This is a genomic window from Paraburkholderia jirisanensis (assembly GCF_054782355.1).
In genome coordinates this window covers 469,723-483,309 of record NZ_BAAGSQ010000025.1, presented here as the reverse complement: position 1 = coordinate 483,309, position 13,587 = coordinate 469,723, and the positions used below count along the sequence as shown (strand labels likewise).

The window sequence follows — 13,587 nt, the reverse complement described above, 5'->3', positions numbered from 1 at the left end:
GCGCTGTCGTCGATGCGCTAGTCGGGCGTCGTGTCATGGATCGCCTGCACGACTTCACGGGTAAATCTGGGGTCGCCCGGTTCGAGATCCGCAGCCAGTCGCGTGGTGATTTCCTGCAGCAGCCAGCCGTTGCCATCCGGGTCGTTGAACGACGCGTACGACGCGTAGCTCTGCCGCCGCGGATTAAAGCCATCGACGACGCGTTGCCGGTCGGCATGATGAAACACACCGCCTGTGTCGTGAAACGGTTCGCTGATCTGAATGCCGCGGCGGAGCAGTTCGCTGCGCGCGGCCGCGAGATCGGACACGATCAGATGAAGCCCCGCTACGGAACCGGGCACGGCCTTCGTGATGTTGCTGCCGAACATCACCGAGCATCCGGAGCCGGGCGGCGTGAACTGGATCACGCGATAGCCATCGTCGCCCTTGAAGTCGAGATCGAGCCGCCAGCCCAGGTCGCGATAAAAACGCTTGGCGCGCGCGACATCCGACACCGGGATAATGACGATCTCGAGCTTCATGTCGAAGGTGGTGCTCATGCTGACTCCTCAGATGGATCGACTGCCGCTTGCCGGCTGACTGAGTTGGAACGCGCTCAAGCCCGATGGTTAATACGACGTTGTTTTTCGTTGGCGCGCGATGTTGAGATGACAATAGTGGCCCGCGCGCGAAAGTGCCGCTAATACATTGGTATTAGCAGGTGTCGGCTTGTGGCCTCGCCGGGCCGGAGCTTGCACGGCATCGCCCGCGCCAGACGAAGGCGTTCGATGAAGCGCAAAGCGCGTGGGGTGGAGTGTCGAGGAGGGCAGAGCGGGATGGGGAAGTCGCGCAGTGATGTGTCTGATGCGGTAATTCCAACATAGGGAGCGGCGCTGGTCAAATCAGCGTTTCCGGCTACGACAATATGGATCGCGAATGATCGGCCTGGTATTGGCCAACGCGATGCGTTACCGATGGCCGCTTTTCCTGGCAGGCTGGCTCGGCATGAGGCGCGTGTCATAGGTCCATTTGCTGATCTTGCGGAACGTCAGTCTGGCGATAACGGCGTGGCGTGGATTGATCAGCACGTTGTGCTCGCACGGCACGATCACCGACGGCACGACGTACAGCAGGCTAGCCATACTCGCAGACCATTTCTCGCCCGCATCCAGGCTGACCATGCCATGCGGGAGTGCGTCCCAGCCGACGTGGACGGAGGGATCAAACGAGGTCGCCGCTTTCCATACGGCCTCTGGCACGTCGATGCCGACCAGGTAGCGGTTGAACGGCAATGAGCCTGCTTTCAGATGGACCAGCGTTTCCATGCACGCCAGCGCGATGCTGCCGGAGCAGTACAGCATCGGGGTACCCGCGCGGTTCCAGCGTCCGCCGGTCGCCTTCGCGCCGGCTCCGGTCTTGTCTTCGGCAACATGGTCGGGTGTGTCGGTGGCGATTCGCCAGATCGTGACGGATTTGCTCAAGCGTAAGCCCCGCTCTGCGTCATCGCGAGCAGGTTCGACACCACGCTGCGCCCTTCTGCGGTATCCATCAGGTTGGCCGGGCAGTCGCCACCCAGCGCGGGCAACGGCTCGTCAAGCCACGCGCCGAGCCAGTGGGCCGCATCGAAGCCCTCCGGATTGCCTGACTGTTCGACCATTGTCTGTACCTGTCCGATCAATCTCGCGACACTGATCAACCGCTCGCCCTGTTCGGCAGTTAACGCCTCGCCGGACTTCACCTTGCGATCGACGGTGGTGACCGGAAGGCCGAGGGTCTTGCCCAACTGCTCCTTGCTGAGGTCCATCGAACGGGCAATTCGTCCAAACGTGTCGGCCGTGACACCCGACTTGATCGTGAAGATTCGCACTGCCGGATCAGCCCGGTAGACATCGCCAAAGCGCGTCAGATCCTTGAGCAGGGTAATTTTGAAGGACCGCAATTCCCTGGCCGGCACTTCGGGGGCTTGCGCGCGCGCTGCGCCCTCGGACGACGCCGGCTGCTGCCTGCTTTTGGTTGACGGAGTGTGCGCTGTTCGCGTGGCAGCAGGGGCGTCGGACGCGCCGGCGGCAGCAGAGCCGGTGCCCTTTGCCCGCGGCACGGCGCGCGCTTTTTTGTGCGCTTTCGTCTGATGCGCCTGCGTTGTCTCGCGTTCGATTACGGCCACGTCGAATCCTCCAAATGAGGCTTTAGTATAAACCATTTGGGGTTTGGCGTTAGAAGGTCGTGCGTTACACCGAAGACACGTGACACCTGTATATTTATACAGTATCTTATCTCGCAGGCATTAATGGCCCGGCTCCGTAAGCATGTGCGTGGGGCCAGCCTGGTTGCTGTCGCAAGTAGAACCGGAGATCGAAATGTTGCGAAGCTTCGCGCTCGCTGTCGTGCTGATGTGTATGGGGGCATCCGCGCTTGCGGCGTCCGCGCCGGCCGGCGAACGCATCATCGAAATCTGGAATCCGCCTGAGGCGCGGGCAGGGTACCCGCACGTGGCTATCAGGCATGCGCAGGCGCATCGCAGGAAAGTCGCCGTGCACCGCGTGCAGCCGGCGGCGCATCGGCCGCGCTCGAGCGCGGCACCGCTGGTGGCGCAAACGCCCGAGCGGCACAATGCGCCGATGCCGGCACGCGACGCAGCGCACGACAAAGCCCGCGCCGAAGCACGTTCCGACGCACGTTCGGACACACGCTTCGATACACGCTTCGAAGCGATCCCGCGCATCGTCACGCCGGAAGGCAACATCCTGCGTGTCGGCACGGGCAACGCGCACGCAGCGGTGGGGCACTGATGCAATCGGGCATCTACAAGGGCTACTCGATCTGGGGGCACGCCATCGCGCAGCAGAACCGCTATGCGGCGAGCGGCACGATCACCAGCGGCAACCGGGTTGTCGAGGCATCCGGCGTACTCGCGCATCTGATGACGGAACAGGAAGCGGAAGCGCTCGGCCTGCAATGGGCGAAGGCGTGGGTCGACGGTCATCATTGAAGGCGTGCGCCCCGATCGCGGGGTTCTTCAACCGTCGCGCAACATCCGGGCCTCCCAAAACGTTTCGAGACCTCCCGAAGCTGGCACTATTCGAATAAAGCCGTGACGCACCGTGCGATGCCATAGAATGCAATTGCCTTCCCGCGCCTGTCGTGGTGACGCGCCCGACAGGCGCGCGCTTCAGGCAACCCAAAGCCACCTTGGGAAATTTCAATGGACAATCGCATCGCTATCGCCGGCACCCTGATGGACGCGTACCACGTTTGCGCGTTCTTCGACAGCCGCGACCAGGAATATGAGGCCTTGATTCCCTACTACCGTCAGGCGGTCGAAGCTGGGGAGAAGAATTTCCACATCATCGATCCCTCTCTGGTCGACGAGCATCGGGCGAGGCTGGAATCGTCGGGTATCGATACCCACCAATGCGAAGCATGTGGTCAGCTGGAAGTGGTGACCTGGCCGGAGGCCTACCTTGACGACGAAGGCAAATTCGACAAGGAGCGGATGCTGCGCATGGTCGATCGCCTCACCGGTTCGGGACGTGACGCGGGCTTCACCCGGCTTCGCATCATGGGAAACATGGACTGGGCATTTGAAGACGTTGCCGCCGCGCCGGAACTGATCGAATACGAAGCGCAGGTGAACGAGATTATCGAGCGCAACCGGCAGCCCGCCGTGTGCGTCTACGATATGGCAAAGCTCTCGGGCGCCATGCTGATGGACGTGTTGCGTACGCACCCGCTTACGCTGATCAACGGGGTCGTGCAGGAAAACCCCTTTTTTATCCCACCGTCCGAAATGCTCAAGGAGCTCGAGTCTCGCAAAATGCGGGCATCGGCGTGATGGAGTGAATGTGAGCGTCATGAGAACACACGGGCGAGGATGAGCACGGATCGTTACGGTGATCAGAGCCCTGAGAGCGCCCTGCGAGACCTGATGGGGCTGCTTGCGCTTCCTGCGCTCTGGCCGGGTCGCGACGGTGCCGCGATCGTGGGCCTGATGACGCAGGCGATCGAACGGATCGTGCCTCTTGATATCTGCTACGTCGATGTCCCGCTGCTTCCGGAAGTGGCGCCGCTCGAGCAATTGCGAGTGCGCGGCACGCTGGTCGGCAAAGACCAGATGGGGCCCTGGCAGCACGCCATCGCGCAATGGCATGGGCTTCCGATCGGCACCCGCGTCAATCTGTGCGACACCCCACTCGGTCAGGCAAAGCTGATCCGGCTCAGTATGGGTTTCAGCTCCGGGCAAGGCAGCATCTGGTTTGGCGCCGTGGCGCCGTCGTTTCCGACCGTCAATCAGATCGCCTTTCTGCGAGCGGCCACCTCGCAGGCGGCCACCGGTATTCTGGCGGCCCGGGCGGCGCACGAACGCGAAGAAGCAAACCGGTCGAAAGACGAGTTTCTCGCGATGCTGGGTCACGAATTGCGCAATCCGCTGGCACCGATCGCGACCGCGCTGGGCCTGATCCGGCGCGAGAACGGCAACGCGGCAGACAAATACCACGAGATTCTGGAGCGGCAGGTCGACCATCTGTCGCGCCTCGTCGAAGACTTGCTCGATGTCAGCCGGATCACACGCGGAAAGATAGAACTGCAGCGCGAAGGTCTGCGGATCGGCTCGGTGATTACACGTGCAGTGGAGGCGGCGAGCCCGCTTGTCGACCAGCGTCATCAGCGGCTATCGGTTTCCATATCGGACGATGGGGCCCAGATTTATGGCGACCTGACGCGCTTGACCCAAGCCTTCAGCAACCTGCTGAACAATGCGGCGAAATATACCGACATCGGCGGTGAAATCCGGATCGACGCGCGCACTACGGCCACCCACGTGACGGTCTCGATTACCGACGACGGGGTCGGTATCAGTGCCGAACTGATGCCGAAGCTTTTCAGGATCTTCGAGCAGGGGCGCACGACGATCGACCGCTCGAAGGGCGGGCTGGGCATTGGTCTCGCGCTGGTGAAAAATCTGGTCGAACTGCATGGCGGCGCGGTCTTTGCGCGCAGCGATGGGCCAGCCAAAGGCGCGACCTTCACGGTGACCTTGCCGCTTGCAACCGGCGACGAGATTGCCAGTCCGTTTCCGCAACGGATTCGGGCGCCGGAGATCCTCCCGGATCGCTCGGGAGCACGCGTTCTGCTGGTTGACGACAATATCGACGGCCTGCTGTCGATGGAAGCGTTTCTGACTGACGTGGGCTTCGACGTGGCGACGGCATTCGACCCGCTGCAGGCGCTGGATATCGCTGCACAGTTTCGACCCGAAGTGGCGGTCCTGGATATCGGTTTGCCGGGGATGGATGGGTACGAGTTGGCGGTGACGCTTCGCGCGCAGTCGGAACAGGCAGGGCTGCGGCTTTTCGCGCTGAGTGGGTACGGTCAGGTCGAGGATCTGAAACGCTCGTTCGCGGCGGGCTTTGAACGGCACTTCGTGAAGCCGGTGGCCCTGATGGAACTGGTCGACGCGTTAAGAGAGGGTTGCAAGCCGCCACAGGGGGGCTGATGCGGCGCGCCGCGGTGGATGCCGCGGCGCCGCCGTGCGTGGAGCAGGGCGGGCGTACGCGCAGTCAATGCGCGCACGCGTTGCGATGCAGCGCAAGGTGCGACCTACAGCCCTTGCACGTCGCTGCCGGAGCGAATCGCCTGCGTCGTGTTGGCATTCCAGTACGGAGGGCGGTGATAGTACTCATGCAACTGCGTGCCCCATGCCGAATCCGCCATCGACGGCCAGTGGTCCTTGTCGAAACCCGGATCGTCCTTGATGCGCTGCGCTTCTATATCGACACGGAAGCATTTTTCCGCGGTATCGAGCGTCAGCGCGCTCCATGGAATCGCATGCAGCGTCGAGCCCATGCCGAGGAATCCGCCTTCGGACAACACCGCGTACGCGATGCGGCCACCGCGTACGTCCAGCATGATGTCGGAAATCTTGCCGACATGTTCGCCGTCGGCGGAAATCACCTTGTCGCCGTCCAGCGTTGCCGCGGCCATCACATCGGGCCCCGGGCCTTCGCCCACTCCACCACCTGTGATCTGTGCGCCCGAGCCGGATGCGCGTTGCGGGTCTAGTGTGCTCATCATGTCCTCCTTAGGAACGGTTGGCCCCTGAGGTAGCGCAATCGGTATGCCTAACGGTGGTCGGGTATCGCGGCGCGCGCTTTGCGCGACGTTTTCCGCTGCGCTGCGCGCCGGGCCGGCCTACCGCAGGTCGAGCCGGAATAGCAGCGAATCGCGCTCCGGGTAGTCGTACCGTACCGGCAGCTCGGCCGCCGTGATCTGCCGGAACCCTTGCCGCTTGTAAAACTGGTGCGAGCGGGTCGATACCGACGGCGTGTCCAGCACGATCGTCGTGATGCCGCGTCGTTCGGCGTGGGCTCGCAGCGCGTCGAACAGCCGCGACGCGCAGCCCTTGCCGGCGCCTCGCCACGCGGCGGCCACGAAAAACTTCTTCATCACCGCGATCTGCGCAGTTTTGAGCTGCAAACCAATGGTGCCGATTACGTTCCCATGCGCGTCGAGCGCTACCCAGAAACCGCCGCCGGTTGCCACGTAATTGCGCTCGATGTCGAGCAGATCGGGCTGGTCTTCCAGCGCGATGGCCAGTTTCGCTTCGACGTTCTGGATATGAAGAATCAGGCCGACGGCCTGCGCATCATGCGTGCGTTGCCACGCGACGATGTCGGGAATCGCTGCGCGCGATGGAGTGAGCATGGCAGGAACACCGCTGAAGTGAAGACCAGACGCACTGTATGCGCTGCCGCCAGCGCGATCTAGAACGTTCTTGCGCGGCCGCGCGTGCCGGCGAGGCTGCCCGGCGTGATGCCGAACATTGCCTTGAAGTGACGCCCGAGATGGCTCTGGTCCGCAAAGCCGCTGGCAAGCGCGACGTCCGACGGCGCGATGCCATCCAGCAGCATGCGTTTTGCGGCGCCAAGGCGCAGCACCAGCTGGTAGCGATGCGGACTCAACCCATACGCGGCAGAGAAACGCCGACACAGCTCGGATACCGAAAGCGACGCTTCGGTGGCGAGTTCGTCGAGCGATATGTTGCGACTGGCGTACGCATGCAGATAGTCGCTGATGCGCTTCAGGCGCGCGTCCGCGACGGGGGCAACCGACGTGGCCGGTGCGTCGCCAGAGTGGCTCAGCGCGCCCAGCACACGCTCGCAAAACAGTGTCCATTCGCCGACATAGGCCTGCAGCGCCTGTGGATGCCGGAACGACAGCGCGGCAAAGTGCGCGAATTCGGTAACCAGCCGGCGCGCGCGCAGCGGTGCCTCGAGCGCGTGCGGCGCTACCCCGTGCAGCGCGCATTGGGTGCGCCATTCGGTGTCGGGCACGTAGATCATCACGTACTCGCAGCTGTCGGGACTGATCGTACGGCCGGCATGCGCGGTGTCCGGTGCGAGCGAATAGAGCTCGCCCTGCGCGACCTGCATCGGTCTGCCGGCATGCGCCGAGGTGTCCTTCGCACCGCGTAGCACGGCGCCGATGGCCCACGTGTCGTGCGCATGCGAAGCAAAGCGATGCGCGTAAAAACGCGCATGAAGCATTTCGATTTCCGGTTGCCCGAAGCGGAGGTATCGCACGGCGTCTGCCGGCGCTAGCGGGGAACGGTTTGCTGGCATGTCGCCGGGATACGAGACCGAATCCGGACCGGCTCAGCGCGACGCCATCGAACCGGATGCCGACTGGGCACGCTGCAGCCATTCGCGGTTGTGATCCCTCGCGTGACGCGGCCAGTGTTTCGCATCGTGCACGATCTCCGCGTACAGGCTGTAGGCGCGCTGACGGTCTTGCTGATCCGCTTGTTGCGCGAGCCAGTCGGCAAAGAGGCAGCGCGGCGCAGCGTCGCTGGCGCACTTCAGCGCCCGCTCGAACGCCGCGCGCGTATTCGCCGCTCCGCAGGCAGCGAGTGTCCGCGCATACAGCAACGCGGGCTCGGCCTGATCGCGAGCTTGCGGCTGGGCGCTGAAAAGACGCGTCAAGGTGGCCTCGGCGGCCGGGTGTTGACCCACGGCAAACTGCGCGCGCGCCAAACCGAGCAACAGGCCAGGATCGTCGGCGAATGGACCGCTGGCGGCCTGCTGATACTGCTCGAGCGCTTCGGCGGGCTTGCCGGCCGCCAGCAATGCCGCGCCGAGCCGCATGCGGTGCTGAACCGTGGGCGCGCGATCGAATTCGACGCGCGCCTCGCGCAGCGCGCGATCGGGATCGACCAGTTGTGAAATGGCCCGCGCGGCCGCATACCCGCCGCGCGACTGGCGCAAGCTCGGCAACAGCACCGCAAAGAAATAGACGAGGCTACCGAGCAGCGGAAAAACAAAAAGTATAAAAATCCAGTAAAGATTTTGCCGGGTGCGGATCGCATGCACGGCAAAACCAAGCGCCACGATAACGTGTAGACCGATTCCGAAAAATGACATGGGTATTGAGCCTTCGAGTCTGTCAACGAACGCCTGACAGCTTTATCGCGTGCATTTCGCGACAACGTGTAATCTCCGCTACCGAATATCCACTGGTTAGCGTTGCTGCGATTATACGGTGCCGGGCGGACGATCCGCTTCTAGCCGGTTTTGCACGGCGGCTCCAGAGGCTCACGCGGAGCCGATCGCCACTTCGATCAGATTGGTGGACGCAACGCCGGTTTCGACGAACGCCACTGCGGCCTGCATCTCGGTCTCGGTGGCGGCGCCAAGGGCAGCCACCACCTGGATCTGATCTTCGATTCCGGCACGCTTCAGTTCGACGAACGAATCGTATTCGACGGGCAGTACCGGATATAAGCGGTCACTCGACGGCAGGAAAATCGATCACAGTGTCATTGATCCGGTTTGCCAGATTGGTGAACGTGATGGTGGCGATTGCCAGTGCGATTTCGATGAGCTGTCGTTCTGTGTAGCCTGCGTTGCGCACGAGATCGACTTCTGCTGCGTCGACGGTACCGCTGGTCTTGATCAGCACGCGTACGAAGCGCACCAGTGCATCGCGTCTGGCGTCGCCGGTTGGGTCGCCCGCGCGGATTTTACGCATGATGTCCGGCGTCAGGCCGGCCATCTTGCCAACCACCGAATGACCGGCGACACAGTAATCGCACCCGCCCAGTTCGCTGACGATCAGCTTGACCGTTTCCTGATCGGCGCGCGGCAGGCTGCCCTTGAACAGTACCCGGTCGGCGGCGAGAATGGCGGCGAGCGCTGCCGGCGCGTGCGTGCCCATCATGGCAAAGGAGTTGGGTACGCGGCCGATGGACTTCTTGATGGCGGCGAACAGTTCAGCAGTTTCGCCCGTGGCGGCTTCGGGCTGGATCGAGGCAAGACGTGACATGATGCGTTCCTTGTTGTGAGTGCCATCGGCGACGGCATGAGTAGAATTTAAGTAACCGCGGCGCACAGCTTGAAGTTCGCGCGGTTCAATTTCATGCTCGTTCGGCTCACGTCGATCGTATCGGGGTCGCGGGTCGGCTAACCGCACAACAGCCAGCGAGCGCCAGGCCGGAGTCCATAGGCCAATCAGAGCCGGTCTCTGCACCGCTCTAACGGCATCACTCTTTGCGCCGGCAGAGTCCTCAACCGGCAGTCAAGCGCAATATTTTCTGAAATTTCCCGTGCGATATTGATACGGTCGGTTTCACGTTGGCGTTACGTTCAGTCGACGAGGCTCAGATCAGATGGCCGTCGCACACCTGTGCAACGGCTGCCGATTGGCGAGCGTTTGAAATATCAAACGGGGCCGCACAATGGTACTGAGTGATCTGCGTCAAGGGTTCGCTGCCTATCGCAACGATGAGGTCCCGCGTCTTCTGCATGGGCTGAAAACGGCCGTTGCCGCCGTACTTTGCATGCTGATCTGTATGCGGCTCGAACTGCGGGCGCCAGGCACGGCGATGGTCTCCGCTGTGATCGTGATGCTGCATCAGCAAAGCGGCATGGTGATCGCGCGCGCGTTTTATCGTGCGTTAGGCATCTGCTTCGGCGGCGTCGCGGGTCTTGTCCTGATGTGTATGTTCGCGCAACAGCCGCCACTATTTCTTGCTGGCCTCGCGCTATGGGTCGGTCTGTTTGTGGCCGGAGCCTCGTACTACCGGAACTTCCAGTCCTACGGATTCGTATTGTCTGGCTACGCCGCGAGCATCGTGACTGTCCCTGAGTGGTCCAATCCTTATGACGTCGCGACCAATGTCATCTACACGGTCAGCGAGGTGCTGATCGGTGTCGCGAGCGGCAGTCTGATCAGCGCAGTCTTGCTGCCGCAACGGGTCACGCCGGCCCTTGCGGGCTGGAGGCAGAATGCGCTTGCCAGGTTGTTGCAAGGATTGAAGATCGCCGCGCTCGGGAGTTCGCCCACGGAACCGATGAGCCGCTACCTCGGTCTTGTGACGGACAGCATGACGCTCGAGCAGCTTCGAACCGCGGCCATGTTTGAAGAGCCTGAAATGCGTCTTAGGCACGAAGCGCTGTTTCGGCTCGAATCCGCCTTTATCGATGCGCTGACGCGAATTCACGCCATCTGCCGCGCAAGGGAAGGGGCCGCGCAGGCAGGACCCACGTGCCGGGAGTGGGTCGATCGGCTGTTTACCCGCCTGATCGGCATCCTGTCGAGAGCCGAACAAACCGGCCTGCGTAGCGACGACGCGATCGAATCCTTGCGCGACGAACTGCATGCACTGGAATACGAACTTCCTCGCTTGATCAATCGTGCACGCGCATTGCGGCCCGGCAAGGATCCACAGGAGACCGCGGCGCTCGCAATGGCGGGTTCGGAGATCTATGCGGCGGTTTCTTCGCTGCGCCGGTTCTGCAGTGCATCGCGAGTCGCTTCTGTCACGAAAGGCGCGCACTTGACGCAGTCGATCTTCAAGGCCATTTCGTTCATGCGTGTGTATCAGCTCAGGTCCAGTCCGTCCACTGCGCTGATTGCCGGGATTCGCGCGGCTTGCGCGATGGGTTTTGTCGGCATCGCATGGGTGCTGTCAGGCTGGACCAACGGTTTTACCGCGCTGATTTCCGCCGGTATCGCAAGCGGTCTGTCTTCGCTGAGTCCGACACCGACCAATGCGAGTGTCCAGTCGCTGGTCGGTTGCGCGATGGCGTCTGTCGCAGGTTTCATCGTGACTTTTCTGTACCTGCCGCTTTTTTCGGAAGTCGAACTGCTGGCGTTGGGCGTCGGGGCCACGGTATTTATCGGTGGCTACATCATCTCGTTTCGGCGTTTCGCGCCGACGGGGCTAGCATTCAATCTGTACTTCGCAACCATCCTGAATATTGCCAACCCATCGGTCTACGATCCGCCGCTTCTTCTGGACCGGTGCTTTGCGCTGCTATTCGGTATCGCGGTCGTGGTCGCTTCATTTCTTCTGATTTTCCCTCACGAGGGCAGATTGACGGCTGAGCGCCTGACCAAGCGGATGCAGGAACTGTTGCTGCATGCCGCGGCGGGACGGATCGAGCCGAACATTTCCGCGCAAATCGGCCTGTCGATGCGCGACCTGATTCTGCGGCTTGTCAGCGTGCCCAACCTGAGCGCGCACTATCGTGAGGAAGCCAGAAACTGGGCATTCGGGTCGTTCTGGATCGCTTCGACGCTACTGCAGGTCCGTCACTATAGCGAGCTCTATTCGGACCTCATGCCGCACAACTGGGCACCGGTGGAACAGGCATGGCTCGATGCAGTGGCCGCAATGGCAAAACGGATGAGCAACGAAGCAGGCGATGCAGCCGTGAAGGCCACCGATGCAGCACTTGCCGTGCTCGAGCAGGACGAGCATGACGAACAGACCGATCCGCAAAGTCCAAAACGCGAACTGGCGATCTTCCGGATGACGGCAGGCCTGTTCTCCGTGAAGCTCGCGCTGATGGACCATCTCGCGGCGAGCGATGAACGCAAGCCGACCCGGCAATGACAGCCCACTCTGTCCGTTCGCGTTCGTATCGCGGCTGCGTCGCGTTGACGGCCTGCATTGTGTCGCTGTCGGGTTGCATCAATGGTGGAGGGATCAGGCCGGAAGCGTCATTCATCGATGCAGCGAAGCTCGACTCCGGCGAGCAGATGCGGCAGGCAGCGGGTACGGCGGGCTGGCCAACCAGCCGGTGGTGGGAGCGTTGGAACGACCCGCAACTCGATCAGTTGATGGAACGTGCGGTTGCCGGCAGCCCGTCGCTTGCTGTCGTGCAATCGCGTCTTACCGCGGCGATCTGGCATGCACGGGCGCTGTATGCGAACGAAATGCCGGAGGTGGACGGCGGCGCGGGATTCGCGCGTACGCGTTTTCCGCGCTACGCCTCGCCGTCACCGCCGGGTGGTACGACGGTGTGGCGCAATTCGGCCGCAATCGACCTGTATTACGACCTCGATCTGTGGGGGAAGAATCGCGCGACCGCGGCCGGCGCGCTTGATGTGGTTCAGGCATCGGTGGCCGACACCCAGTTCGCCACCATCGAGCTTCGGGCCAGTGTCGCGCGTATCTACAATCAGCTGGCGGCGCAATATGCGTTGCTCGATGTCTACCAGACCATCAGCGATGACGAGAAGCACAACGTCGAAATAGCCACCAAACGTCGCGGTGCAGGCATCGCGAGCAGTATCGAACTGAGCCAGGCGAGCGCACAGTACACCGGTGGCCTCGCCGACCTGATACGCACACGCAACGAGATCGCGCTTGCGCGCTTGCAGCTTGCCTATCTGGTAGGTGAAGGACCGGGTTTCGGCGATTCGCTGACACGTCCGAAACCCCCGGGTCAGATGAACGCCGAACTACCGACGTCGCTGCCAGCCGAACTGATTGGCCATCGTCCCGATGTGGTAGCGAAACGCTGGCGTGCGGAAGCGGCGGCGAAGGCGATCGATGCGGCGCGCGCCGACTTCTATCCGAACATCGATCTCCTTGCTACTGCATCGCTCGCTTCGACGGCGCAGTTCGGCGGCTTCCTTAATTTTATAAACAGCGATGCGGTAGGGCACAGCGTCGGCGTCGCGATCTCCCTGCCGATCTTCGACGCGGGCCGTCGACGCGGGAACTACGGTGTGGCAACCGCGAATTACGACGAAGCCGTGCTGACCTACAACGATGCCGTGCTGTCGGCGATGCAAAGCGTCGCACAGCAGGTGACATCGCTGCAGTCTCTGGCCACACAACAGGTCGCCGTGCAGGATGCGGTAACCGCGTCAAGGCAGTCCTACGAGCTATCGCAACGCGCGTACGTGGGCGGGATCACGGAATACCTCGACGTGCTGATTGCCCAGAAAGTCATGCTGCAGCAGGAGCGAGATCTGGTGCTGGTACAGGCACGTCGCGTCGACGAGTGGACGCTGTTGATGAAGGACCTGGGCGGCGGCCTGGCTGTCGTCGAGACGCCGGACGTCATGCATGGAGGAGATCATGTCCGTCGAGATTGAAATCTTCGGCTTTTTGGCGCCCACCTTGCTGCCCGTGCTGGTTGCGTGTGCGGCCGTCTTTGTGGTGGTGGATCTGATTCTCGCCCGATGCGGCGCTTACCGGTTTGCGTGGCATCCCGGGCTGTTGCGGATCGGCCTGTTTGCGGTGCTATTTTGTAGCGCCGCGCTGCTGGTTCACAGATAGCCCTATGCCGCGCTGCACGGTGGGAGGCAAAGAAGACC

The 13,587-nt window shown here is 62.3% G+C and carries 15 protein-coding genes and 1 pseudogene; 8 read left to right on the top strand and 8 right to left on the bottom strand.

Going from position 1 to position 13,587, the window contains the following annotated elements:
* Positions 1-17: 17 nt before the first annotated feature.
* The 3 genes from ACYVNQ_RS13960 to ACYVNQ_RS13950 form a co-directional block, all read right to left on the bottom strand.
* Positions 18-539, bottom strand: a complete 522-nt coding sequence (locus ACYVNQ_RS13960; RefSeq protein ID WP_460903084.1) for a VOC family protein — start codon at positions 537-539, stop codon at positions 18-20.
* A gap of 408 nt (positions 540-947) precedes the next feature.
* Complete coding sequence (locus ACYVNQ_RS13955) at positions 948-1,460, bottom strand: RES family NAD+ phosphorylase (RefSeq protein WP_460903083.1); 513 nt, start codon at positions 1,458-1,460, stop codon at positions 948-950.
* Complete coding sequence (locus ACYVNQ_RS13950) at positions 1,457-2,143, bottom strand: antitoxin Xre-like helix-turn-helix domain-containing protein (protein ID WP_460903082.1); 687 nt, start codon at positions 2,141-2,143, stop codon at positions 1,457-1,459. The genes ACYVNQ_RS13955 and ACYVNQ_RS13950 overlap by 4 nt, the downstream gene beginning before the upstream one ends.
* A gap of 193 nt (positions 2,144-2,336) precedes the next feature.
* Here ACYVNQ_RS13950 and ACYVNQ_RS13945 point away from each other — a divergent pair, with 193 nt between their 5' ends.
* The 4 genes from ACYVNQ_RS13945 (at position 2,337) to ACYVNQ_RS13930 (ending at position 5,473) form a co-directional block, all read left to right on the top strand.
* Positions 2,337-2,768 carry a hypothetical protein gene (locus ACYVNQ_RS13945; protein ID WP_460903081.1) on the top strand — a complete coding sequence of 144 codons (432 nt, stop codon included), beginning with the start codon at positions 2,337-2,339 and terminating at the stop codon, positions 2,766-2,768.
* Positions 2,768-2,968 carry a hypothetical protein gene (locus tag ACYVNQ_RS13940; RefSeq protein WP_460903080.1) on the top strand — a complete coding sequence of 67 codons (201 nt, stop codon included), beginning with the start codon at positions 2,768-2,770 and terminating at the stop codon, positions 2,966-2,968. The genes ACYVNQ_RS13945 and ACYVNQ_RS13940 overlap by 1 nt, the downstream gene beginning before the upstream one ends.
* 213 nt (positions 2,969-3,181) lie before the next feature.
* The gene (locus tag ACYVNQ_RS13935) at positions 3,182-3,811 is read left to right on the top strand and encodes an MEDS domain-containing protein (protein ID WP_460903079.1); all 630 of its coding nucleotides are present in this window, start codon (positions 3,182-3,184) and stop codon (positions 3,809-3,811) included.
* 39 nt (positions 3,812-3,850) lie between these two features.
* Entirely contained in the window at positions 3,851-5,473 is a 1,623-nt protein-coding gene (locus ACYVNQ_RS13930) for a hybrid sensor histidine kinase/response regulator (protein WP_460903078.1), read from the top strand.
* Between the two features lie 104 nt (positions 5,474-5,577).
* Here ACYVNQ_RS13930 and ACYVNQ_RS13925 read toward each other — a convergent pair whose 3' ends face one another.
* From ACYVNQ_RS13925 to ACYVNQ_RS13910, 4 genes are all read right to left on the bottom strand, one after another.
* The gene (locus ACYVNQ_RS13925; RefSeq protein WP_460903077.1) at positions 5,578-6,048 is read right to left on the bottom strand and encodes a PRC-barrel domain-containing protein; all 471 of its coding nucleotides are present in this window, start codon (positions 6,046-6,048) and stop codon (positions 5,578-5,580) included.
* A 120-nt stretch (positions 6,049-6,168) separates the two neighbouring features.
* Entirely contained in the window at positions 6,169-6,681 is a 513-nt protein-coding gene (locus ACYVNQ_RS13920) for a GNAT family N-acetyltransferase (RefSeq protein ID WP_460903076.1), read from the bottom strand.
* A 59-nt stretch (positions 6,682-6,740) separates the two neighbouring features.
* Complete coding sequence (locus tag ACYVNQ_RS13915) at positions 6,741-7,523, bottom strand: helix-turn-helix transcriptional regulator (RefSeq protein WP_460903075.1); 783 nt, start codon at positions 7,521-7,523, stop codon at positions 6,741-6,743.
* A 108-nt stretch (positions 7,524-7,631) separates the two neighbouring features.
* Complete coding sequence (locus ACYVNQ_RS13910) at positions 7,632-8,396, bottom strand: tetratricopeptide repeat protein (protein ID WP_460903074.1); 765 nt, start codon at positions 8,394-8,396, stop codon at positions 7,632-7,634.
* Positions 8,397-8,603: 207 nt separating this feature from the next.
* Here ACYVNQ_RS13910 and ACYVNQ_RS13905 point away from each other — a divergent pair.
* A pseudogene (locus ACYVNQ_RS13905) lies at positions 8,604-8,756 on the top strand (leucyl aminopeptidase); the annotation flags it as partial.
* Between the two features lie 4 nt (positions 8,757-8,760).
* On the opposite strand, the gene ACYVNQ_RS13900 reads toward ACYVNQ_RS13905, so the two are convergent.
* Positions 8,761-9,297, bottom strand: coding sequence for a carboxymuconolactone decarboxylase family protein (locus ACYVNQ_RS13900; RefSeq protein ID WP_460903585.1), 537 nt, complete (start codon positions 9,295-9,297; stop codon positions 8,761-8,763).
* 412 nt (positions 9,298-9,709) lie between these two features.
* Here ACYVNQ_RS13900 and ACYVNQ_RS13895 point away from each other — a divergent pair, with 412 nt between their 5' ends.
* From ACYVNQ_RS13895 to ACYVNQ_RS13885, 3 genes are read left to right on the top strand one after another with little or no spacing between them, the layout of a single operon-like run.
* Complete coding sequence (locus ACYVNQ_RS13895) at positions 9,710-11,872, top strand: FUSC family protein (protein ID WP_460903073.1); 2,163 nt, start codon at positions 9,710-9,712, stop codon at positions 11,870-11,872.
* Positions 11,869-13,365 carry an efflux transporter outer membrane subunit gene (locus ACYVNQ_RS13890; RefSeq protein WP_460903072.1) on the top strand — a complete coding sequence of 499 codons (1,497 nt, stop codon included), beginning with the start codon at positions 11,869-11,871 and terminating at the stop codon, positions 13,363-13,365. Before ACYVNQ_RS13895 ends, ACYVNQ_RS13890 begins: the two co-directional genes overlap by 4 nt.
* A complete protein-coding gene (locus tag ACYVNQ_RS13885; protein WP_460903071.1) occupies positions 13,337-13,549 on the top strand; it encodes a DUF1656 domain-containing protein in 213 nt (70 codons plus the stop codon). The genes ACYVNQ_RS13890 and ACYVNQ_RS13885 overlap by 29 nt, the downstream gene beginning before the upstream one ends.
* The last annotated feature ends 38 nt before the right edge of the window (positions 13,550-13,587 follow it).

Bases quoted from the DNA above. Each gene is read 5' to 3' on its own strand.
- ACYVNQ_RS13960 (WP_460903084.1), bottom strand. From the start codon at position 539: ATGAGCACCACCTTCGACATGAAGCTCGAGATCGTCATTATCCCGGTG.
- ACYVNQ_RS13945 (WP_460903081.1), top strand. From the start codon at position 2,337: ATGTTGCGAAGCTTCGCGCTCGCTGTCGTGCTGATGTGTATGGGGGCA.
- ACYVNQ_RS13940 (WP_460903080.1), top strand. From the start codon at position 2,768: ATGCAATCGGGCATCTACAAGGGCTACTCGATCTGGGGGCACGCCATC.
- ACYVNQ_RS13935 (WP_460903079.1), top strand. From the start codon at position 3,182: ATGGACAATCGCATCGCTATCGCCGGCACCCTGATGGACGCGTACCAC.
- ACYVNQ_RS13930 (WP_460903078.1), top strand. From the start codon at position 3,851: ATGAGCACGGATCGTTACGGTGATCAGAGCCCTGAGAGCGCCCTGCGA.
- ACYVNQ_RS13925 (WP_460903077.1), bottom strand. From the start codon at position 6,048: ATGAGCACACTAGACCCGCAACGCGCATCCGGCTCGGGCGCACAGATC.
- ACYVNQ_RS13920 (WP_460903076.1), bottom strand. From the start codon at position 6,681: ATGCTCACTCCATCGCGCGCAGCGATTCCCGACATCGTCGCGTGGCAA.
- ACYVNQ_RS13915 (WP_460903075.1), bottom strand. From the start codon at position 7,523: ATGCTTCATGCGCGTTTTTACGCGCATCGCTTTGCTTCGCATGCGCAC.
- ACYVNQ_RS13910 (WP_460903074.1), bottom strand. From the start codon at position 8,396: ATGTCATTTTTCGGAATCGGTCTACACGTTATCGTGGCGCTTGGTTTT.
- ACYVNQ_RS13900 (WP_460903585.1), bottom strand. From the start codon at position 9,297: ATGTCACGTCTTGCCTCGATCCAGCCCGAAGCCGCCACGGGCGAAACT.
- ACYVNQ_RS13895 (WP_460903073.1), top strand. From the start codon at position 9,710: ATGGTACTGAGTGATCTGCGTCAAGGGTTCGCTGCCTATCGCAACGAT.
- ACYVNQ_RS13890 (WP_460903072.1), top strand. From the start codon at position 11,869: ATGACAGCCCACTCTGTCCGTTCGCGTTCGTATCGCGGCTGCGTCGCG.
- ACYVNQ_RS13885 (WP_460903071.1), top strand. From the start codon at position 13,337: ATGGAGGAGATCATGTCCGTCGAGATTGAAATCTTCGGCTTTTTGGCG.